General features: G+C 61.6%; 22 protein-coding genes and 1 other RNA gene. 8 read left to right on the top strand and 15 right to left on the bottom strand.

What is annotated here, in order from left to right:
- Position 1: 1 nt before the first annotated feature.
- The 5 genes from ruvB to ruvC are packed head-to-tail and all read right to left on the bottom strand — an operon-like array spanning position 2 to position 2,942.
- The gene (gene ruvB / locus ACT6VE_RS14360) at positions 2 to 1,042 is read right to left on the bottom strand and encodes a Holliday junction branch migration DNA helicase RuvB (RefSeq protein WP_444799248.1); all 1,041 of its coding nucleotides are present in this window, start codon (positions 1,040 to 1,042) and stop codon (positions 2 to 4) included.
- A gap of 40 nt (positions 1,043 to 1,082) precedes the next feature.
- Positions 1,083 to 1,700, bottom strand: a complete 618-nt coding sequence (gene ruvA, locus ACT6VE_RS14355) for a Holliday junction branch migration protein RuvA (RefSeq protein ID WP_444799247.1) — start codon at positions 1,698 to 1,700, stop codon at positions 1,083 to 1,085.
- Positions 1,701 to 1,712: 12 nt separating this feature from the next.
- Positions 1,713 to 2,126, bottom strand: a complete 414-nt coding sequence (locus ACT6VE_RS14350) for a type II toxin-antitoxin system VapC family toxin (protein WP_444799246.1) — start codon at positions 2,124 to 2,126, stop codon at positions 1,713 to 1,715.
- Complete coding sequence (locus tag ACT6VE_RS14345) at positions 2,126 to 2,374, bottom strand: AbrB/MazE/SpoVT family DNA-binding domain-containing protein (protein ID WP_444799245.1); 249 nt, start codon at positions 2,372 to 2,374, stop codon at positions 2,126 to 2,128. Before ACT6VE_RS14345 ends, ACT6VE_RS14350 begins: the two co-directional genes overlap by 1 nt.
- A 55-nt stretch (positions 2,375 to 2,429) precedes the next feature.
- On the bottom strand, positions 2,430 to 2,942 hold the full coding sequence (gene ruvC, locus ACT6VE_RS14340; RefSeq protein WP_444799244.1) for a crossover junction endodeoxyribonuclease RuvC: 513 nt from the start codon (positions 2,940 to 2,942) through the stop codon (positions 2,430 to 2,432).
- A gap of 171 nt (positions 2,943 to 3,113) precedes the next feature.
- On the opposite strand from ruvC, the gene ACT6VE_RS14335 reads away from it, so the two are divergent.
- Positions 3,114 to 4,115: an LLM class flavin-dependent oxidoreductase gene (locus ACT6VE_RS14335; RefSeq protein ID WP_444799243.1), complete on the top strand. Its 1,002-nt coding sequence runs from the start codon at positions 3,114 to 3,116 to the stop codon at positions 4,113 to 4,115.
- A gap of 154 nt (positions 4,116 to 4,269) precedes the next feature.
- Here ACT6VE_RS14335 and ACT6VE_RS14330 read toward each other — a convergent pair whose 3' ends face one another.
- From ACT6VE_RS14330 to ACT6VE_RS14320, 3 genes are all read right to left on the bottom strand, one after another.
- The gene (locus ACT6VE_RS14330) at positions 4,270 to 5,016 is read right to left on the bottom strand and encodes a YebC/PmpR family DNA-binding transcriptional regulator (protein WP_444799242.1); all 747 of its coding nucleotides are present in this window, start codon (positions 5,014 to 5,016) and stop codon (positions 4,270 to 4,272) included.
- A gap of 168 nt (positions 5,017 to 5,184) precedes the next feature.
- A complete protein-coding gene (locus ACT6VE_RS14325; RefSeq protein ID WP_444799241.1) occupies positions 5,185 to 5,679 on the bottom strand; it encodes a hypothetical protein in 495 nt (164 codons plus the stop codon).
- A 15-nt stretch (positions 5,680 to 5,694) separates the two neighbouring features.
- The gene (locus ACT6VE_RS14320) at positions 5,695 to 6,534 is read right to left on the bottom strand and encodes an MBL fold metallo-hydrolase (RefSeq protein ID WP_444799292.1); all 840 of its coding nucleotides are present in this window, start codon (positions 6,532 to 6,534) and stop codon (positions 5,695 to 5,697) included.
- Between the two features lie 170 nt (positions 6,535 to 6,704).
- On the opposite strand from ACT6VE_RS14320, the gene ACT6VE_RS14315 reads away from it, so the two are divergent.
- Positions 6,705 to 7,241 carry a pyridoxamine 5'-phosphate oxidase family protein gene (locus tag ACT6VE_RS14315; RefSeq protein WP_444799240.1) on the top strand — a complete coding sequence of 179 codons (537 nt, stop codon included), beginning with the start codon at positions 6,705 to 6,707 and terminating at the stop codon, positions 7,239 to 7,241.
- Positions 7,242 to 7,278: 37 nt separating this feature from the next.
- Here the strand turns inward: ACT6VE_RS14315 and ACT6VE_RS14310 are convergent, their stop codons facing one another.
- Together ACT6VE_RS14310 and ACT6VE_RS14305 are read right to left on the bottom strand one after the other, a co-directional pair.
- Positions 7,279 to 8,103: a TIGR00282 family metallophosphoesterase gene (locus ACT6VE_RS14310; protein ID WP_069061208.1), complete on the bottom strand. Its 825-nt coding sequence runs from the start codon at positions 8,101 to 8,103 to the stop codon at positions 7,279 to 7,281.
- A gap of 9 nt (positions 8,104 to 8,112) precedes the next feature.
- Positions 8,113 to 8,697, bottom strand: a complete 585-nt coding sequence (locus ACT6VE_RS14305) for a 5-formyltetrahydrofolate cyclo-ligase (RefSeq protein ID WP_444799239.1) — start codon at positions 8,695 to 8,697, stop codon at positions 8,113 to 8,115.
- A gap of 219 nt (positions 8,698 to 8,916) precedes the next feature.
- Here ACT6VE_RS14305 and ACT6VE_RS14300 point away from each other — a divergent pair, with 219 nt between their 5' ends.
- Complete coding sequence (locus tag ACT6VE_RS14300; protein ID WP_444799238.1) at positions 8,917 to 9,141, top strand: hypothetical protein; 225 nt, start codon at positions 8,917 to 8,919, stop codon at positions 9,139 to 9,141.
- Here ACT6VE_RS14300 and ACT6VE_RS14295 read toward each other — a convergent pair whose 3' ends face one another.
- Positions 9,142 to 10,128: a sugar-binding transcriptional regulator gene (locus ACT6VE_RS14295; protein WP_444799237.1), complete on the bottom strand. Its 987-nt coding sequence runs from the start codon at positions 10,126 to 10,128 to the stop codon at positions 9,142 to 9,144.
- A gap of 289 nt (positions 10,129 to 10,417) precedes the next feature.
- On the opposite strand from ACT6VE_RS14295, the gene tal reads away from it, so the two are divergent.
- The 3 genes from tal (at position 10,418) to ACT6VE_RS14280 (ending at position 13,650) form a co-directional block, all read left to right on the top strand.
- Entirely contained in the window at positions 10,418 to 11,380 is a 963-nt protein-coding gene (tal, locus tag ACT6VE_RS14290) for a transaldolase (protein WP_444799236.1), read from the top strand.
- A 157-nt stretch (positions 11,381 to 11,537) separates the two neighbouring features.
- Complete coding sequence (locus ACT6VE_RS14285; protein ID WP_444799235.1) at positions 11,538 to 11,939, top strand: hypothetical protein; 402 nt, start codon at positions 11,538 to 11,540, stop codon at positions 11,937 to 11,939.
- Between the two features lie 1,573 nt (positions 11,940 to 13,512).
- Positions 13,513 to 13,650 carry a hypothetical protein gene (locus ACT6VE_RS14280; RefSeq protein ID WP_171902435.1) on the top strand — a complete coding sequence of 46 codons (138 nt, stop codon included), beginning with the start codon at positions 13,513 to 13,515 and terminating at the stop codon, positions 13,648 to 13,650.
- A 251-nt stretch (positions 13,651 to 13,901) separates the two neighbouring features.
- On the opposite strand, the gene ACT6VE_RS14275 is transcribed toward ACT6VE_RS14280, so the two are convergent.
- The 4 genes from ACT6VE_RS14275 to ACT6VE_RS14260 all read right to left on the bottom strand — a co-directional run bounded on the left by ACT6VE_RS14275 (position 13,902) and on the right by ACT6VE_RS14260 (position 15,247).
- Positions 13,902 to 14,318: a DUF6538 domain-containing protein gene (locus ACT6VE_RS14275; RefSeq protein WP_444799234.1), complete on the bottom strand. Its 417-nt coding sequence runs from the start codon at positions 14,316 to 14,318 to the stop codon at positions 13,902 to 13,904.
- Positions 14,319 to 14,362: 44 nt separating this feature from the next.
- Positions 14,363 to 14,520, bottom strand: a non-coding RNA gene (ssrS, locus tag ACT6VE_RS14270) — 6S RNA.
- A 50-nt stretch (positions 14,521 to 14,570) separates the two neighbouring features.
- Positions 14,571 to 14,942 (bottom strand): cell division protein ZapA, encoded by a 372-nt coding sequence (locus ACT6VE_RS14265; protein ID WP_444799233.1) that lies wholly within the window; start codon positions 14,940 to 14,942, stop codon positions 14,571 to 14,573.
- A 32-nt stretch (positions 14,943 to 14,974) separates the two neighbouring features.
- Entirely contained in the window at positions 14,975 to 15,247 is a 273-nt protein-coding gene (locus ACT6VE_RS14260) for a DUF4164 domain-containing protein (RefSeq protein WP_444799232.1), read from the bottom strand.
- A gap of 329 nt (positions 15,248 to 15,576) precedes the next feature.
- Here ACT6VE_RS14260 and tkt point away from each other — a divergent pair, with 329 nt between their 5' ends.
- Positions 15,577 to 17,559, top strand: a complete 1,983-nt coding sequence (gene tkt / locus ACT6VE_RS14255; RefSeq protein WP_444799231.1) for a transketolase — start codon at positions 15,577 to 15,579, stop codon at positions 17,557 to 17,559.
- A 71-nt stretch (positions 17,560 to 17,630) separates the two neighbouring features.
- A complete protein-coding gene (gap, locus tag ACT6VE_RS14250; RefSeq protein WP_444799230.1) occupies positions 17,631 to 18,632 on the top strand; it encodes a type I glyceraldehyde-3-phosphate dehydrogenase in 1,002 nt (333 codons plus the stop codon).
- Positions 18,633 to 18,635: the final 3 nt, after the last annotated feature.

Genomic DNA, 18,635 nt, shown 5'->3' with positions numbered 1-18,635 from the left:
ATCAATCGTCCTCGCTAAACAGCCTGAACTGCGACGCCTCGAGATCCTTCGGTGGCGTGAGCCCCATATGTTTCCAGGCGTTTACGGTCAAAACACGGCCGCGCGGCGTGCGCTGGATGAAACCCTGCTGGATCATGTAGGGCTCGATGATGTCCTCGATCGCGTCACGCGGTTCAGACAGGCCAGCCGCGATCGTCTCGATACCGACTGGCCCGCCGCCGAAATTGTGTGCGATCATCGAGAGATAGCGTCGGTCGAGCTGGTCCAGCCCCATATTATCGACGAGCAGCCGCGTCAGCGCGTCATCGGCAATGACCCGGGTTACCGCCTCCGCCCGCGCCACTTCGGCAAAATCGCGCACCCGGCGCAGCAGGCGGCCGGCGATGCGCGGCGTGCCGCGCGCACGACGCGCGATCTCGTGCGCGCCGTCTTCGGTGATGCCGAGCCCCATCAGCCGCGCGCCGCGGCGCACAATCGATTCCAGTTCTTCGACGGTGTAGAAATTCAGCCGCACCGGAATACCGAAACGGTCGCGCAATGGCGTGGTGAGCAGGCCGAGGCGCGTGGTCGCGGCGACAAGCGTGAATTTCGACAGGTCGATCTTCACCGAGCGCGCGGCCGGGCCTTCGCCGATGATCAGGTCGAGCTGGAAATCCTCCATGGCCGGATAGAGGATTTCCTCGACGGCCGGGTTGAGACGATGGATTTCATCGATGAAGAGCACGTCGCGTTCTTCGAGATTGGTCAGCAGCGCCGCAAGGTCGCCCGCCTTGGCGATGACTGGGCCGGAGGTCGAGCGGAAATTGACGCCGAGTTCCTTCGCCATGATCTGGGCGAGCGTCGTCTTGCCGAGGCCGGGTGGGCCGACGAAAAGCACGTGGTCGAGCGCCTCGCCGCGGTTCTTCGCCGCCTCGATGAAGATCTTAAGGTTGGCGCGCGCCTCCGCCTGGCCGGTAAAATCGTCCAGCGTCTGGGGCCGCAGGGCGGTATCGATGTCCTCGCCGCGCTTTTCCGGCGTCAGCAGTCCGTTTTCGTCGCTCATCGCGCCCTAATCCCATTGTCCACGGCGGAAGGCAACCGCATCACCGCGACAATTCCTTGAGGCCGAGACGGATGAGCTTGGCGCTGTCGCCCCCCTCCCCGCCATTCTTCAGCGCCGCCGCTATGGCATTGGCCGCCTGATCGCGCGAATAACCGAGATTGGTCAGCGCCGAGACGGCATCAGACACCGGTGCCGAAGCAACACCTTCGCCCAGCTCCTGCTTGAACCCGATCGAGGCCGAGGCCTCGCCCGCAAAAGCCGGCGCCTTGTTGCGCAGTTCGGTGACGATCCGCACCGCGACCTTCGGCCCGACGCCCGGTGCGCGCGACACCGCCGTCTTGTCCTGCAGCGCAATCGCATTCGCCAGTTCGCCCGGCGTCAGCGTCGAGAGCACCCCGAGCGCCACCTTGGAGCCGACACCCTGCACGCTCTGCAACAGGCGAAACCATTCACGCTCCAGCGCGGTGAGGAACCCGAACAGCTTGAACTGGTCCTCCCGCACATAGGTTTCGATGAACAGCACCGCCGCCTCGCCGGCCGACCCGAGCCTGCCAAGTGTTCGCGCGGAGCAATGGGCAACGTAGCCGACACCGTGCACGTCGAGCACCACATGGTCGTCGCCGATCTCGTCGATTGTGCCTTTGAGTTTGCCGATCATGGGATGGGTCCGTCAGGGATGGGTTTCGGGCGTGATCAAGCGGATCATCGGAAAATAGGTCTTGTAGCGCGCGGGATCGCGGGTCAGGAGACTGTGACCGCGCACAAGGGCGTGGGCACCTATATAAAAATCCGGCAGCGGCGAACGCTTGTCGCCCCCGCCGCGTTTGTATTGCAGGAAGGCCAGGCCGGCCGCGTGAGCGGCCTCCCACGGCAGATCTTCTCGAAGAAACGACGTGGGCGAAAGGGCCGCATCGAGGGCGCCCACCGTGGCAAAGCCGGCGGCCATTTCCGCGTAAATCAACGGGTTGATCAGTACATCACCCTGCCGCCGCGCCTCGGCGATCGCGAGGAGCGACCAACCCTCGAAGGCGCTGCCGGAATCAAAGAGGTCAATCAGGACGTTGGTGTCGATGAGCGTCGCCATCAGTCGCGCAACAGCTTGTAGAAGGCATCTCCATCGAGATCGCCAAGCGCCATTGAGCCTTTGTGGCGGCGAAGATGCTCTGTCAGAGCCTGCACTTTCTGCTCGCGCTCGTCGGTGGAGGGCTCGACAAGGCGCAACACGGCGCTGTCGCCCTGGAGCACGAATTCGACTTCCGATCCCGGCACGATGCCAAGATTGCTCCGCACATTACGCGGGATCGTCACCTGGCCTTTTTCCGTCACACGCATGGTAATACCTCCACGGTATTACTTATCGGTTAGACTAGAACAAGTCAAGAACAAATCAGCCGACAAGCTTGGCGAGGCGGCCGGAGAGGCCCTGACGGTTGTGGGCGTGGCAGATGGCGATGGCGAGCGCATCGGCGGCGTCATTGCCGGTGAAGGTGGCCTTCGGCATCAGCACCTTCAACATCATGTGGATCTGCTGCTTCTCGCCATGGCCGACGCCGATGACGGCCTTCTTGACCGCGTTCGGCGCATATTCGGCGACACGCAGGCCCGCCCGCGCCGGCACCAGCATGGCGATGCCGCGGGCCTGGCCGAGCTTCAGCGTCGCCACGGCATCCTTGTTGACGAAGGTCTGCTCGACGGCCGCCTCATGCGGCTGATAGCTGTGAATGATCTCGGAAAGTCCGTCATGCAGCTGGCAGAGGCGGGAAGCGAGATCCGCATCCCCATCGGAGGTCACGGTGCCGGAGGCAACGAAGCGCAGGGAATTTCCTAGCGTCTCGATGACGCCCCAGCCGGTGCGGCGAAGGCCGGGGTCGATACCGATGATGCGAATCATTTCCTGCATGCTGAAACCCTAATCTTGTCGGGGTGACCCTGCCAGTGAAATGTGAACAAAACAAAAACATTCAGGCTTTTGCAAAGGGGCTTGCGAAAACCTGGAAGCGGTCGCTTGGATTTCACGGAACTGAACCTACATGGGAGGACGATCAAATTCCCTTACAAAGAGGCCGCTCCCATGGTGCCCTTCTCCATCCTCGATCTTTCCCCGGTCACCGAAGGCGGCACCGTCGCCCAATCGCTCGAAAACTCCCGCCGTCTGGCGCAGGAGGCGGAGGCCTATGGCTACAAGCGCTTCTGGCTCGCCGAACATCACGGCATGCGCGGCATCGCCAGCGCCGCCACCTCGCTCGTCATCCAGCATGTAGCGGCGGGGACGAAAAAAATCCGTGTCGGTTCCGGCGGCATCATGCTGCCGAACCATTCGCCGCTCGTCATTGCCGAGCAGTTCGGCACGCTCGCCGCCCTCTTCCCGGATCGCATCGACCTCGGGCTTGGCCGCGCGCCCGGCACGGACATGCGCACGGCCCAGGCGCTTCGCCGCAATCTGGACAGTGCCGCCAACAATTTCCCGCAGGATGTCGTGGAACTCATGCAGCTCATGGGACCGACAAGCCCGCAACAACAGGTCGTCGCGATCCCCGGTGCGGGCAGCAACGTGCCGGTCTGGCTGCTCGGCTCCAGCCATTATTCGGCCCATCTTGCCGGCATGCTCGGCCTGCCCTTCGCCTTCGCCTCACATTTCGCGCCGGACATGCTGTTGTCGGCGCTGGAAATCTACCGCGAACGCTTCGAGCCCTCGCAATATCTCGACAAGCCGCATGCCATGGTTGGCGTGATGGGTGCAGCCGCCGATACGGATGCGGAGGCCGACTATCTCTTCACCTCAATGCAGCAATCCTTCGTGCGCCTCCGCCGCGGCACGCCGGGCGCCTTCCCGGCACCGGTCGACGACATGGATCCGCACTGGAGCGAAGGGGAGCGCATCAATGTCGAGCACACGCTGCAATATGCGGTGGTCGGCGGGCCCGAGAAGATCAAGCGCCAGATCGCCGATTTCCTGTCGATCACCAAGGCCGACGAGTTGATCGTCTCCATGCCGATCTACGACATGGACGCTAGGCTGAAATCGGTTCGGCTGTTCGCCGAGGCTCAGCAGGAGCTTGCGCTCGCCGCCTGAGCGAAAAAAGGCCGGGGCCATGTGGCACCCGGCCTTTTTGATGAACCTCTCTATCGTCATGGTCGGGCTTGACCCGACCATCCGTGCCGCGCTGCCGCGTGGATCCTCGGGTCAAGCCCGAGGATGAGAACGATACGAGGATAGGTCTATTTGATCAGGCCGAAAGCTTGGCCATGACTTCGTCGGACACTTCGAAGTTCGAGTAGACGTTCTGTACGTCGTCGTCGTCTTCCAGCGTGTCGATGAGCTTCATCAGCGACTGCGCCTTGTCCTCGTCGACCGGCACGGTGTTCTGGGCCTTCCAGATCGCCTTGACCGTCTCGGCTTCGCCGAGCTTGTCTTCCAGCGCCTTGGAAACCTCGCCGATATCCTCGAAGCCGCAGATGATCGTGTGGCCGTCCTCGTCCGTCGTCACGTCCTCCGCACCGGCGTCGATTGCCGCCTCCATGACGGCATCGGCGTTACCGACGGAGAGCTTGTAGGTGATTTCGCCAACGCGGTCGAAGGAGAACGAGACCGAACCGGTTTCGCCGAGCGCACCGCCAGCCTTGGAAAAGGTCGAGCGAACGACGGACGCGGTGCGGTTGCGGTTGTCGGTCAGCGCCTCGACGATGACGGCGACGCCGCCCGGGCCGTAGCCCTCGTAGCGGACTTCCTCGTAGTTCTCGCCATCGACGCCGGATGCCTTCTTGACGGCACGCTCGATATTGTCCTTCGGCATGGACTGCGCCTTGGCGTTCTGGATCGCCAGGCGCAGGCGGGCGTTCATCGACGGGTCGGGCAGACCGGTCTTTGCCGCAACCGTGATTTCGCGCGCAAGCTTGGAGAACATTTTCGACCGCACGGAATCCTGTTTTCCCTTGCGGTGCATGATATTCTTGAACTGTGAATGGCCAGCCATGGCACCCCTGTCTCGTTTTTTGGCGCCCACGTCCGGTCGCCGGTCACTGTGCCGGAGCCCTCGCCGCGCTGATGCGCCGGCCTTACGCCCCGATTTTCGAAATGCCGCCTTATAATTTCATTGCCGCCGGACGTCCAGCAGTCCTGCAAACAAAGCGGCGGGTGAGTTTCAGTCCGCCCGAACGCGGGCGCGGCTCAGCAGGAAGGAGTGCCCGTCGCTACGCTCGCAGGTCAGGCCCGTGCGCTCCGAATAGCAGGTGAAGGGACCGGCCGACCAGGTTTCGCCATAGTCGACCGTCGTCTCACCGCCGCAGCAGCCCTGGTCGCCGACATTCGTCCTCACCACGGCCCTGCCACTCCGGCCGAGCGTCGCGCGCAGATATTTCGGTTCGACCCGATCACAGGAAAGTTCCGGCCCGCCATCGATAGGCTGATACACCTCGGTGCCGCCTTCCGGAATATAGGTGCAGCCGATATTGCCGGACGGCATGACGAACCGCTGCGCCAGGCCAAAGGAACGCGTCGGCACTTTTTCGACGGGTTGCGTCACCGTCTCGCGCGGCTGGCCGGATTCGACCGCGGGACCGCCCGGCGTCGGCGCGCCGCTCGCGAAAGCAAAGGCGGACGTGAGCAACAGGACAGGCATGGCAAAGAGAAAACGCATCAAAAAACTCCGGCATCAGACGCCGGAGAGAATATGAATCGTCGGCCGCTTCGGCAAGCTGCGGATGGAAACGGTGATCGTCGCGTCCTCATCGGTCACCGCGTCGAAGCCGGTGCCGAACATCGAGAGGAACTGGCTGATCGGCGGCCCGCGGCGATGCATGGGCAGGATGAGCGAGGAGCGCAGGCGTTGCACGACGCGGCTCATGCTCTCCGCGCCCATGGTGAGGCCACCATCCACCGGCACCATCAGCACGTCGAGCCGGCCGATTTCGGCATATTGTTTTTCCGTCAGTTCATGATGCAGGTGGCCGAGATGGCCGATGCAGAGGCCGGCGACCTCGAAGATGAAGATGGAATTGCCGTTCGGCTCCATCGATCCGCCCCAGTTGCGGATGTCGGTCGGCACATTGCGGATATAGGTGTCACCCACCACGACATCGTGGTCCGCGCCCTTCTCTGAACCGTCCTGCCAGCCATGCAGCACATATTCGATGCCGGGCTCCGGCGTCATCGTGTAATGGCTGGAATGAGCCTTGTTCATCGTCACCACGGTCGGCAGCGCCGGTGGCTTGAACCAGCCGTTATAGTCGGTGGCGATTTTCACGCCCGCCGGCGTCTCGATGAAGAAGGTCGAGTGGCCGACATAGGTGATGCGCACCTCCTCGTTCGCCCTGGCCTGGACCCGCAGCGGTGTCGTCGCGGAAAAGCTGGCGAAGGTGACGGAGGGGAGCGACCTTGCTATCATCTGGCACTGGCTGACCGGCGCCTCGGCTTGCGCAAGCAATGGCCGCGGCGTGGCAACGAAAACAAGAGCGGCAAGCAAAAGCGGAATGAGCAGGAGATGCGGCATCAGCGGCTCCGTTCATTGGTCGGCGCGACTATGCGCCAGCAAGCCGGATGGGTCGAGATTTCCGACGACCCACCGCGATCACAATCGTTTGACTGCCCGCCGGGCTTCTCCCGGAACCTTCTCCACGACGGCACGTTCCATCTTCACGCAATCCAACGTGAAGAGGTATAGCTATGTCCAATCTTACCCGGGCCCGCGAAAACCCGAAAGAACAGCTCTTTGACGAGATCGACAGGATCCATGCCGGCATGCTCGGCGTCGAAGGTAGCCACATGCACATGCAGCCGATGGCGCCGCAGCTCGACCGCCAGGCGGCGACGATCTGGTTCTTCACCAAGACGGATGCCGAGATCGTTGAAGCGACTGTGCCGGGGTCGCGGGCGCATTTCTGCGTTGTCGGCAAGGACCACGACTACCATGCCTGCATTGCCGGACGGATTTCCGTGCGCCGCGACCCGATCAAGGTCGACGAATACTGGAGCTCCGTCGTCGAGGCCTGGTTCGACCACGGCAAGGACGACCCGAAGCTCACCATGCTGGCGCTGGAAATGGAGGACGCCGAAGTCTGGGCCTCGACCGGCAGCAAGCTGAAATTCGGCTGGGAGATCGCCAAGGCGAACTTCAATCCGGCCGAGGAGCCGGATGTCGGCGTCAAGGCGCACCTGACCTTCAGCGGAGGCTCGGCCGATCACCTGCGCCACATGATCTGAGGCGCTTCTTACCGCAATTCGCTGGTATCGCGTGAGATCAGCGCCAGAAATCCGGCACCGTTTCGGCCAGCCGCGGACCGAGGCGAAGCGGTGCGATCTTCTCGGCAAGCCCCGTGCGGTCGGAGATTTCGACCGCCAGCCCGCAGATCGTCGCCGGCCCGGAGGCCGCTTCGAAGCGGCTCTTCGGCATTTTGGAGATGAAGCGGTTGAGCGGCTCTTCCTTCTCCATGCCGAGCGAGGAATCATAATCCCCGCACATGCCGGCATCCGACATGTAACCCGTGCCGCCGTTCAGGATCTGGCAATCGGCCGTCGGCACATGGGTGTGCGTGCCGACCACGACGCTCGCGCGGCCGTCGACGAAATGGCCAAAGCACTGCTTCTCGCTGGTCGCTTCGGCGTGGAAGTCGAAGATGATCGCGTCCGCCTGCTCGCCGAGCGGGCAGGAAGCGAGGATCGTTTCGCCGGCTTTGAAGGGGTCATCGAGTTCCGGGTGCATGAAGACGCGGCCCATGATGTTAGCGACGAGCACGCGGGCACCGTTCTTGGCCATGAACAGGTTGGCACCGCGGCCGGGCGTGCCGGCGGGATAGTTGGCAGGGCGCAGGAACTGGTCGTGCCGGCCGGCAAACGTCACCGCTTCCTTCTGGTCCCAGACGTGGTTGCCCGTTGTCACCACGTCGGCACCGGCATTGACAGTTTCAAGAAAGATCTCTTCCGTGATGCCGAAGCCGCCGGCCGCGTTCTCCCCGTTGACGACGACGAAATCCAGCTTGAAATCGCTGATCAGCCCGGGCAGGCGCTGCCACACGGCCGTTCGCCCGGTCTTGCCCACCATATCGCCCAGAAAAAGAAAACGCATCGAACTGCCTTACAAAACCTGTTGGAACAAACGGAAGCCGCTCTCGGTGAGGATCGCGTCCAGGGGGACGTCGTGCGGTTCCGCGGGTACTGATGCCACTTCCTGGCAGTCGAACGCAATGCCGATCAGTTTTGGCGCATGGCCTTTCGCCTTCAGGCGGTCGATCGCCCGGTCGTAATGGCCGGCACCATAGCCGATGCGGTGCCCTGCCCGGTCGAAGGCCGACAGCGGCACGAGCAGGATGTTTGGATCGAGCACGGCAGCCTCCGGCCCCGGCCCGGTCGTGCCGAATCCGGTCTTCACGACGGGCGCCCCGACAACCAGTTCGCGGAAGATGATCGTCTCGCGATCGAGCACGACAGGCAAGCACAGTCGCGCGCCGCGTGTGCGCAGATGCGCCAGGAGCGGACGGATATCCGCCTCCGAGCGGATCGGCCAGAAGCCCGAAATCACGGTGCCAGGCTCGAAGTCGAGGCGATCGCCGGCATGCTCGACCATGGCGAGGCTGCCCTCGATGCGCGCCTCCGGCGTCATCGCATCGCGCAAAGCCAGCCGTTCGTTCCGGATCGCCGCCTTCTGTTCTTTGGATGTCACGTCCGTCTCCAGCCTTTTCGCGCGTGGCTTACCAGCTAGCAGCGTCCAAAGGCAAATCCCCATCTTTTTGCGACGACGCGGCGTCGCAGGAAATCAGGCCGACGGAGGGGATGAAACTTGTCCCACAGCGGGACAAAGTGGCGAAAAACCGCCCTATCCCGTTAAGCATTGGAACGCCTTGCGCTTCCCGCGGCGCACATCTGCCTTTAAGCGGGGCGCATGACGTCCTCGGAAAATGATCTTTCCCACCTCCCGGAGCTGACCGAAATCGAAAGACGGTGTCTCGAACTTGCCGCCAACGGCAGGACACCGGCCGATATCGTGCTCGAAACAGATCTCGCAATGCCGCGTGTGGCTGAGGCCATGCGCAGCGCGATCGACAAGCTCGGCACCCGCAACATTACCGGCGCGATCACCCGCGCCATTCGCCTCGACTTGCTTTAGTCAGGCGGCGGCGGCGGTTTCCGCCAGCCGCAGCATGGCCTGTGCCGCGCCCTCGTCGGTGATCAGCGTGTTGCAGCCGACGCGACGGATGGTGGCGCGAATGGCCGGCGCCCGGTGTGCGCCGCCGGAAACCAGCACGATATGGCGCGCCTTGCTCACCGTTTCGAGGTCGATCGACATGACGCGGTGACGGATCGGATGATCGATCGTGCGCCCTTCGGCATCGAGGAAATTGCACATCGTATCGCAGACGCAGCCGGCCTCGATCAGTTCCTCCAGCTCATGCCGGGCAATGAAATCACGCGACAGGGAGCTTGCACGCGGCCCGATATCGCCACAGCTCACCACCGCGATATCCATGTTCTCCGCCAGTTCAAACAGCGTCTTCAGGCCGCATTTCTCGATGAGGCTGCGCTTGGTTTCCCGCGAATCGACGAGTAGCGGCGCAAGAAACAGGTAACATTCCGCGCCGAGCTGGCTCGCCAGCCGCCAGGTATATTCGATCGGGTTGATATGATGCGCCTCGACCACACCGCCGAGCAGCGAGACGACCTTGACGCGCTCCCGCCGTGCCGGGCGGAAGCTGGCGAGCGAGGCGGTCAGTGTGCGCCCCCAGCCGACGCCGATGGTGCAATCGTCCGGGATCGCCTCGGTCAGGAACTGGCCAAGTGCCAGCCCCACGCCCTTCGCCGTCGCTTCCGCGCTTGCCGCCGCCGGCACCACCACGGCCTCGTCCAACCCGTAGGCCTTCTCGAGCCGCACGGCGAGTTCGACACAGTCGCCGACACCCTCGTTGATCCAGATCTGCACCTCGGAGCGCTTCAGCGCCTCGTCGAGCATGCGGATGACGGTGCTGCGGCTGACGCCGATCTTTTCCGCCACGTCCTTCTGGGTGAGACCCTGGTTGTAATAGAGCCAGGCGGCCCTGAGCCGAAGGGCGGCCGATTCCGAATAGGCCGTGTGTGTGTCGCGCCGGAGCCTTGTCACGTCGCCTCCATCTGTCTGCAATCGTTCTGCACCACCTTAACACACGAAATCGAAAATGCGACATATGTCCAGACGATTGAGCAAAAGTGCTTGACTTTCGCCCGCCGAAGCGACGATAGTTCATGACATATCGGCTGGCGGCCTTCCGTCGGCAGATTGGTTGTGTCGGCACGCGCGGCGACTGAAACAGGAAGCACAGTCGTCGAGCGCGCTTTCACAGGAACATGGAGGAGGGCTTGGCATTTCTCTCGGGAAACCAGCCCAGCAACAACCATTTCGGGATATCGACATGACGTCCAAGCTTGAACAACTCCGCGCGATGACCACCGTCGTGGCAGACACCGGCGACATCGAAGCCGTGCGCCGCCTGAAGCCGGTCGATTGCACCACCAATCCGACGATCGTCCTGAAGGCCCTCGGCACGCCGATGTTTGCCGACACCGTCAACGAGGCCATCCGCTGGGGCCAGTCCCAGGGCGGCAACCACGACGGCGTCGTCTCGGCGGTTGCCGATCGCCTCGCCATCTCCGTCGGCGCAGCCCTCTCCGAGCTCGTTCCCGGCCGCGTCTCGACGGAAGTCGACGCCGACCTGTCCTTCGACACGCAAGCCTCGATCGCCAAGGGCCGCGAGATCATCAAGGCCTATGAAGCGCGCGGCATTCCCCGCGACCGCATCCTCATCAAGCTCGCCTCCACCTGGGAAGGCATACGCGCTGCGGAAGTCCTCCAGAAGGACGGCATCGACTGCAACCTGACGCTGCTCTTCAACAAGGCCCAGGCCATTGCCTGCGCCGATGCCGGAGCCTTCCTGATCTCGCCCTTCGTCGGCCGTATCCTCGACTGGCACGTCAAGGCGAGCGGCAAGACGTTTTCGGCAGAAGAAGATCCGGGCGTTCTCTCGGTCCGCGCGATCTACGACTACTACAAGTCCAACGGCATCAACACGATCGTCATGGGCGCCTCCTTCCGCAACACCGGCGAAATCGAAGCGCTGGCCGGTTGCGACCGCCTGACGATCAGCCCTGCCCTGCTCGAGGAACTCGACGCAGCAGAGGGCACGCTGGAGCGCAAGCTGTCGCCGGAAAAGGCCATCAAGGCCTCGCCGATCAAGATCGACGAAAAGACCTTCCGCTGGATGCTGAACGAAGACGCCATGGCGACCGAAAAGCTCTCCGAAGGCATCCGCGCCTTCGCAAAGGATCTCGGCAGCCTGCGCGCCATGATCGACAAGGAACTGAAGGCGGCCGCGTAAGGCTTGCCAACCGATATGAACCGCAACGGCCGCCCTTTCGGGGCGGCCGTTTTGTTTTGGCCCTTAACCATAGCGCCAGCAATTGTTGAAGCGGGGCTCGCGATGCCACCGATGCACGCCTAGATTATAGCGAGGCATAGTAAGAGGGGATTCCGGCATGAGGCGTTTTCTGGCAGCAATCATCGTGCTTTGCATGGCGGGCCTCGCGGCACCGGCGGCAGCCGAAGACACCTTCCACGGCGAATGGCAGCAGGTCTCCTCCAATGCGGGCGAGTGCCAAACCTGCCGCGTCACCATTCGCCAGACCGGCTCTACGCTGCAGATCATCGCAAACAACGACTGGACGGCCATTGCCGAAACCGGGGACAGCAAGACGGCCGGCGGTGCAGGCTTCTGGAAGCGGGGGACGCGCAAGACCTATGCCGGCAAGAGCTTCGACATCAAGCTTCGGCGCAATGACGGTGGCGAACTGCTCATGTTGATGCGCATCGAACCGGCGCGCGGCCAGAGCCGCACGATCAAAGGCGTATTTCAACGCATCGAGCAGCTGAAAATCTAAGGAAAAAGAGTACGATCCGCGCAACCGATGGAGATTTACGATCATGGGTGCCTACAAACGCAGGTGGGCACCGTGTGACCCAGCCCACGGGCCAGGTCAGGGACAGCTCCCTTTGGATCGAGTATGGCAACCATCTGATTTCACAGAAGAAATATCGCTTCCTTCCGAAATCTTCGCACGCTCTTTGCCCCTGAGATAACCTCGACTTGCGACTCATCCAATTAGAGTAGTGTCACAGGCGGTGTCAAAATTTCAACCGCCAATCGCGCTGATGATCGCCTGTTCGGCAGATATTATTGCGCGTGGGCTTATCAGCCGACCCTCACGAATATCGCTTTGAAATGGCGGCAAATGACGCCCCTTCTCGAATACAAAGGGGATGCTCACATTGCGTCTATATCCCGCGCCCGGCTAAAGCGAACTATGCCCTGTCGAAAACGATCGCGCTTTTTGCGCGCCGGGGTACTTCTGCACCTCCGGCTGAATATACAATCGCGTTTATCTCAAGATTCGCTTGGTGACTGATCCTGAACCAGTACGACTCTTGAAACATCATCGCTCTTCGGCTGTTCGCCGTGCTTCGGCAGCTTGAGCCTCATGCGCTGTCGATCAGCAAAATCAAACGCGTAGCCGCGTGTACGAAACGAATGCCGGGTTTCGCCGTGCGGGTCTGAAACAGCGACGATCCAATCTCCATGTTCCACGAAAATCACGACTGAGTTTTCGCGCAACGGTTCGACCCCAAGGTTTTGAGCGGGAAGAGCAAGCGGCGGCTACTCAAAACAATGCCGCCGCTTGCAGGTGTCCCCCATTTGGACCTGTTAAACTATCTTGCTGCGACCGGCACATTTGCGTTACCGCACGCCGCGAAATCGATATGCGAGAAACCGAGCCGCATGCGCTGCCCATCAGCAAAACTGGCTGCATGCTTGTGAAATCGGAAGGGATGACGGGACTCGCCACCGTCTTCAATGACGATGACCGACCACTCTTTGTTTTCTGCGAAAAGGACAACAGACCTACGCGACATAGCTTCGCCTCGTAAAATTGGGGCGAAAGATGTCAAGCTCTCATGGTCGCGCCCGTTGGATCGGCGACCGGTGGCGCAACCATACGCTTATATTAGCGTGTGTCGAACGAAAAGGACCCGGCTTAGCGGAGCCGGGTCCTTCTCACAGTCGAGCTACAGGGGTAATCAGGGGCATGCCGACTGCGACAGAACATTAGCATTTACTACTCAATGGACAAGGATGACGGCATAGTCATATCGAGTGAGTTAAAATCGAGATTGTCGGCGACAAGCATTAGATAGCACCGACTATGATCGAACCTACGCCCTTGACGCATCGCGACTAGTATTTGTCGTTCATGGAAGAACAAAGCTGAGCGAATACATTCGATTTCACTAAACTTCAACGTGAAAAACGGAACGTTTACAGTCCAATTCACGAACTTTTGCACCGTTTTACCCCATTTGGAGGGAGTACAGCGCCGTACGTCTAATCAGCTATACCGATTGCAATTCAATGTATTTCGTAGGGTGTTTTGCAACCGCTGTCCGATGGGGTGATGTATGAGCAACTTTGCGTATCTCGCCATCCGCGTAGCGCTTGGTGCGTCCCGACAATGGTACGAAAAGGGACCCGGCATCATCACGACACCGAGTCCCTGCATCCACCCCCGGATGTGGATTTATCTCGAACGGCTGTAATAGGCCCGTGCTGAGAATTCCACGATTTTACGGAACCGTGTCGGCTCAACATGACCCATGGAATAGGTGTCGATTAGATACCGAGCAAACGACGAGCGCGCGTCCTCGCTTGTGTCAAACCAGCCCTGCGCCACGATATCATCGTATATTAGCTTCACAGAATTCAACTCTTCAGGCTCAAATTGAGTGGAGTGCATAGAAGTCTCCTTCACGGCGAAAACATGAGCGCTTTTATGAATGCTATGGTGCGCTCAAATGCTGCCTATCCGCGAAAGATACGCTCGTTGTCCCATTGCCACTATTAACTTTGACATGTCGAACGGTCGGTTGACTCCGTTCGCGACCGGAAGCACTCGCCTTTCTAATTCAATCGCCCGGGCAAATGCCGCCGCGACTCTCTTTAAATTGATCGCGACCGGCTTCGTTTCGCCCGCATCCCCTGCGTCAGGGGTTAGCCGCTCCGCATGCTCTAGCCGAAGAGCGGAGAAAAGGCGGTCAACCTCAACAACGATGGCGGGCAGGTGGCGAAGTGCTTCCCGAAAATCACGCGTACCGAGAGACCGTTGCTCAATTCGTTTGCCGTAAATCAAATGAATGTCGGAGGGGACTTTGACCCGATGATAAAAGTAGCCGTTCGGGTGCCGATAAAGACGGCACTGATTTGCCATGTTTCGATCGGTCAGTCGAAATCATTGAAATCCAAGGGGAAAGAGTACGATCCGCGCAACCGATGGAGATTTACGATCCTGGGTGCCTACAAACGTAGGTGGGCACCGTGTGACCCAGCCCACGGGCCAGGTCAGGGACAGCTCCCTTTGGATCGAGTATGGCCCCAGGGATTGTGGTTCCTGTCGAGAAGCGCAGACCGTATCAGATATATAGGATGAAAGCGGCCTCTTCGCCAGTGGCAATTGTGCCGCTCAGTTGGCTGGCGGCTTGCCGGAAAGTTTTGCCGCCATGCCCTGGATCTGGCTGGTCAGCTCGCCAAGCGCCTGGGCGATCACATCCTCGCTCTTGGCAACTTCGTCGATCACGCCTTCCCGGCCCTTGCGCAGCTCCTCGGCTTCCTTTTCCAGCTTGGTCAGGCGACGGGTGGCTTCGTTCAGCTCGTCCATCACCATGATGCCGGCCATGACGGTCAGCCGCAGATCGCCGATCTCGCCGAACTGCTCCTTCAGGTGCCCGACATACCGATCGAAGCCGGCGGCAAGCTCTTCGAGATGCGCCTCCTGCCCCTCTTCGCAGGCCATGCGATAGGCCTTGCCATCGATCTGTACGGTTACCTGTGCCATGCGAAATATCCTGATTTTTGGGAGGCGGACGGCTAGCGGTCGAGCACGGCCCGGATCGTTTCCATGGCCGTGACGAGCCGGCGAGAGACCTCGCGGTTGACCTCCTCCAGACGATTGGCGCGGAATTCGGATTGATCCAGTTCCTGGGCAAGCCGCGACCGGTCGGTGTTGACGCGACGAACCTCGCCCTCAACCTCGCCATGGTCACGCTCGCGGTCAAAGCGCATGTCGAGCGCATTGTCGAGGGTGCTGATCGCTCTGCGCAGCTCCTCGATCGCCACCCTGACTGTTTCCCCGTTCGTCATAAAGCCTTCACCGGCACTCTCAAAATACGCGAATCGCCGCCGCCAACGCCGGTTCTCTCACCTTGACAGTATTCAACTGCGGGCGGCAGCGTCAACAGCAGGCCGCCAGGCGCCGGAAAGCCGCTGTGGATCAGCGCTTAAATCGGTTGTGAAATCGACCGGCCGCACGGGGTAGAAAACACTAAAAAAGCGGCCGGAATTGGCCCGCAAAGGCCGGAAAAACGGCCGAATTCGTTGACTCCGACGGCGCACCTGCTATGTGTCTCCCGCTTCCTAACCGATGCTCCAAAAGGCATCGGGCCCAACACTCCGAAGAATACGGAACAGTCATGATCTCTCGCGAAAAACACGACCGGATGGCGAACGCAATTCGCTTCCTTTCCATGGATGCCGTGGAAAAGGCGAACTCCGGTCACCCCGGCCTGCCCATGGGCGCAGCAGACATCGCAACGGTTCTTTTCACCCGCTTTCTCTCTTTCGATCCGAAGACTCCGTCCTGGCCGAACCGCGACCGCTTCGTGCTGTCGGCCGGCCACGGCTCGATGCTGCTCTACTCGCTGCTCTATCTGACGGGCTACGAGGACATCACGATCGACGAGATCAAGAATTTCCGCCAGCTTGGCGCGCGCACCGCAGGTCACCCGGAATACGGCCACGCCGCCGGCATCGAGACGACCACCGGTCCGCTCGGCCAGGGCATTGCCAATGCCGTCGGTATGGCGATTGCCGAGCGCAAGCTGCGCGACGAGTTCGGCGCCGACCTGATGGAGCACTACACCTACGCCATCGTGGGTGACGGCTGCCTCATGGAAGGTATCAGCCAGGAAGCACTCTCGCTCGCCGGCCACCTGAAGCTCAACAAGCTGATCGTGTTCTGGGACGACAACAACATCTCGATCGACGGCCCGATCTCGATTGCCGACTCGACCGACCAGCACGCCCGCTTCCGGGCCTCGCACTGGCACACCATCGCCGTCGACGGCCATGATCCTGAGGCAATCGCTGCCGCCATCGAGGAAGCCCAGAAGTCCGACAAACCGACCCTGATCGCCTGCAAGACGACGATCGGTTTTGGCGCACCGAACAAGGCCGGCACGCACAAGGTGCACGGTTCGCCGCTCGGTGCCGAGGAAATCGCCGCCACCCGCAAGGCGCTGAACTGGGAATCGGAAGCCTTCGTGGTTCCGTCCGACGTGCTCGACGCCTGGCGCCTCGCCGGTCTTCGCTCCACCAAGGCCCACAAGGAATGGGACGCCCGCCTCGAGAAGACGGAAGCCGAGAAGAAGGCCCAGTTCGTCCGCCGCTTCGCCGGCGACCTCGAAAGCGGCCTGGATTCGGCCATCTCCGCCTACAAGAAGAAGCTTGCCGAAACCAAGCCGAACCCGGCGACCCGCAAGGCCTCCGAAGACGCGCTGGAAGTCATCAACGGCGTGCTGCTCGAAACGATCGGCGGCTCGGCCGACCTGACCGGCTCGAACAACACCAAGACGAGCCAGACCAAGTCGATCACGCCGACCGACTTCTCCGGCCGCTACATCCACTACGGTGTTCGCGAGCACGGCATGGCTGCTGCCATGAACGGCATGGCGCTGCATGGCGGCCTCATCCCCTATTCCGGCGGCTTCCTGATCTTCTCGGACTACTGCCGTCCGTCGATCCGCCTCGCCGCACTGATGGGCATCCGCGTCATCCACGTCCTGACGCATGACTCCATCGGTCTCGGCGAAGACGGCCCGACACACCAGCCGGTCGAGCACATGGCGGCACTGCGCGCCATCCCGAACCTGCTCGTCTTCCGCCCGGCCGATGCCACGGAAACGGCAGAGGTCTGGCAGCTGGCGCTCGAAAGCCATAACCGCCCGTCGGCCATCGCGCTCACCCGCCAGAACCTGATGCCGGTGCGCCTGGAATACGAGGAAGAAAACCTCTCGGCTCGCGGCGCCTACGACCTCGTCTCGGCAAGCGACGCCAAGGTGACGATCTTCGCCTCCGGCTCGGAAATCGAGATCGCGGTGAAGGCCCAGCAGGCGCTGTCCGCCAAGGGCATCTCGACCCGCGTGGTCTCCGTGCCCTGCGTCGAGCTCTTCGCCGAGCAGCCGGAAGCCTACCAGAAGGCCGTCATCGGCAACTCGCCGGTCAAGATCGCCGTCGAAGCCGGCATCCGCCAGGGCTGGGATCACTTCATCGGTTCGGACGGCATCTTCGTCGGCATGTCCTCCTTCGGCGCCTCGGGTCCCTACAAGGAACTCTACAAGCACTTCGGCATCACGCCGGAAGCTGTCGTCGCCGCGGCGGAAGCCAAGCTCGCCTGATTGTCTGTCGGGCGCGGCCTCCCGTCGCGCCCTGACGTCGCCTAGAGATTATCCATAGGGAGAGACCCCACATGACTGTGAAAGTTGCCATCAACGGTTTTGGCCGCATCGGCCGTAACGTGCTCCGCGCCATCGTCGAGTCCGGCCGCACCGACATCGAAGTCGTCGCCGTCAACGACCTCGGCCCGGTCGAGACCAACGCGCACCTCGTTCGCTACGATTCCGTCCACGGCAAGTTCCCCGGCACCGTCACCGTTTCCGGCGATACGATCGACGTCGGCCGCGGCCCGATCCGCGTCACCGCCATCCGCGACCCCAAGGAACTGCCCTGGAGTGACGTCGACATCGCGCTGGAATGCACCGGCCTGTTCACGACCAAGGAAAAGGCCGGCGCGCATCTTGCCAACGGCTCCAAGCGCGTCATCGTCTCCGCACCGTGCGACAATGCCGACAAGACGATCGTCTACGGCGTCAACCACAACACGCTGACCAAGGACGATCTCGTCATCTCGAACGCGTCGTGCACGACGAACTGCCTGGCGCCGGTCGCCTACATTCTCGACAAGGCCTTCGGCATCGAGAAGGGCTACATGACGACGATCCACTCCTACACGGGTGACCAGCCGACGCTCGACACCATGCACAAGGACCTGTATCGCGCCCGCGCCGCAGCCCTGTCCATGATCCCGACCTCGACGGGCGCCGCCAAGGCCGTCGGCCTCGTGCTGCCGCAGCTCGCCGGCAAGCTCGACGGTTCGGCTATCCGCGTTCCGACCCCGAACGTCTCGGTCGTCGACCTGAAGTTCGTGCCGAAGCGCAACGTCACGGTTGAAGAAGTCAACGCGGCTATCAAGGCTGCAGCCGAAGGCGAACTCAAGGGCATCCTCGACTACGTCACCGACCCGCTCGTCTCGATCGACTTCAACCACGACAGCCACTCCTCGAACTTCGCTGCCGACCAGACCAAGGTTCTCGACGGCAACCTCGTTCGCATCCTGTCCTGGTACGACAACGAATGGGGCTTCTCGAACCGCATGTCCGACACGGCCGTTGCCCTCGGCAAGCTGATCTAAGCA

The organism is Shinella sp., assembly GCF_052438155.1.
In the GTDB taxonomy this organism is placed as follows: domain Bacteria; phylum Pseudomonadota; class Alphaproteobacteria; order Rhizobiales; family Rhizobiaceae; genus Shinella.
Note: the sequence above shows the minus strand (reverse complement) of the source record. Positions and strands in the feature narration are given on the sequence as shown.

Excerpts from the sequence above, each read along its gene's own strand:
- ruvB (WP_444799248.1), bottom strand. The coding sequence starts at position 1,042 with ATGAGCGACGAAAACGGACTGCTGACGCCGGAAAAGCGCGGCGAGGAC.
- ruvA (WP_444799247.1), bottom strand. The coding sequence starts at position 1,700 with ATGATCGGCAAACTCAAAGGCACAATCGACGAGATCGGCGACGACCAT.
- ACT6VE_RS14350 (WP_444799246.1), bottom strand. The coding sequence starts at position 2,126 with ATGGCGACGCTCATCGACACCAACGTCCTGATTGACCTCTTTGATTCC.
- ACT6VE_RS14345 (WP_444799245.1), bottom strand. The coding sequence starts at position 2,374 with ATGCGTGTGACGGAAAAAGGCCAGGTGACGATCCCGCGTAATGTGCGG.
- ruvC (WP_444799244.1), bottom strand. The coding sequence starts at position 2,942 with ATGCAGGAAATGATTCGCATCATCGGTATCGACCCCGGCCTTCGCCGC.
- ACT6VE_RS14335 (WP_444799243.1), top strand. The coding sequence starts at position 3,114 with ATGGTGCCCTTCTCCATCCTCGATCTTTCCCCGGTCACCGAAGGCGGC.
- ACT6VE_RS14330 (WP_444799242.1), bottom strand. The coding sequence starts at position 5,016 with ATGGCTGGCCATTCACAGTTCAAGAATATCATGCACCGCAAGGGAAAA.
- ACT6VE_RS14325 (WP_444799241.1), bottom strand. The coding sequence starts at position 5,679 with ATGCGTTTTCTCTTTGCCATGCCTGTCCTGTTGCTCACGTCCGCCTTT.
- ACT6VE_RS14315 (WP_444799240.1), top strand. The coding sequence starts at position 6,705 with ATGTCCAATCTTACCCGGGCCCGCGAAAACCCGAAAGAACAGCTCTTT.
- ACT6VE_RS14310 (WP_069061208.1), bottom strand. The coding sequence starts at position 8,103 with ATGCGTTTTCTTTTTCTGGGCGATATGGTGGGCAAGACCGGGCGAACG.
- ACT6VE_RS14300 (WP_444799238.1), top strand. The coding sequence starts at position 8,917 with ATGACGTCCTCGGAAAATGATCTTTCCCACCTCCCGGAGCTGACCGAA.
- tal (WP_444799236.1), top strand. The coding sequence starts at position 10,418 with ATGACGTCCAAGCTTGAACAACTCCGCGCGATGACCACCGTCGTGGCA.
- ACT6VE_RS14285 (WP_444799235.1), top strand. The coding sequence starts at position 11,538 with ATGAGGCGTTTTCTGGCAGCAATCATCGTGCTTTGCATGGCGGGCCTC.
- ACT6VE_RS14280 (WP_171902435.1), top strand. The coding sequence starts at position 13,513 with ATGAGCAACTTTGCGTATCTCGCCATCCGCGTAGCGCTTGGTGCGTCC.
- ACT6VE_RS14275 (WP_444799234.1), bottom strand. The coding sequence starts at position 14,318 with ATGGCAAATCAGTGCCGTCTTTATCGGCACCCGAACGGCTACTTTTAT.
- ACT6VE_RS14265 (WP_444799233.1), bottom strand. The coding sequence starts at position 14,942 with ATGGCACAGGTAACCGTACAGATCGATGGCAAGGCCTATCGCATGGCC.
- ACT6VE_RS14260 (WP_444799232.1), bottom strand. The coding sequence starts at position 15,247 with ATGACGAACGGGGAAACAGTCAGGGTGGCGATCGAGGAGCTGCGCAGA.
- tkt (WP_444799231.1), top strand. The coding sequence starts at position 15,577 with ATGATCTCTCGCGAAAAACACGACCGGATGGCGAACGCAATTCGCTTC.
- gap (WP_444799230.1), top strand. The coding sequence starts at position 17,631 with ATGACTGTGAAAGTTGCCATCAACGGTTTTGGCCGCATCGGCCGTAAC.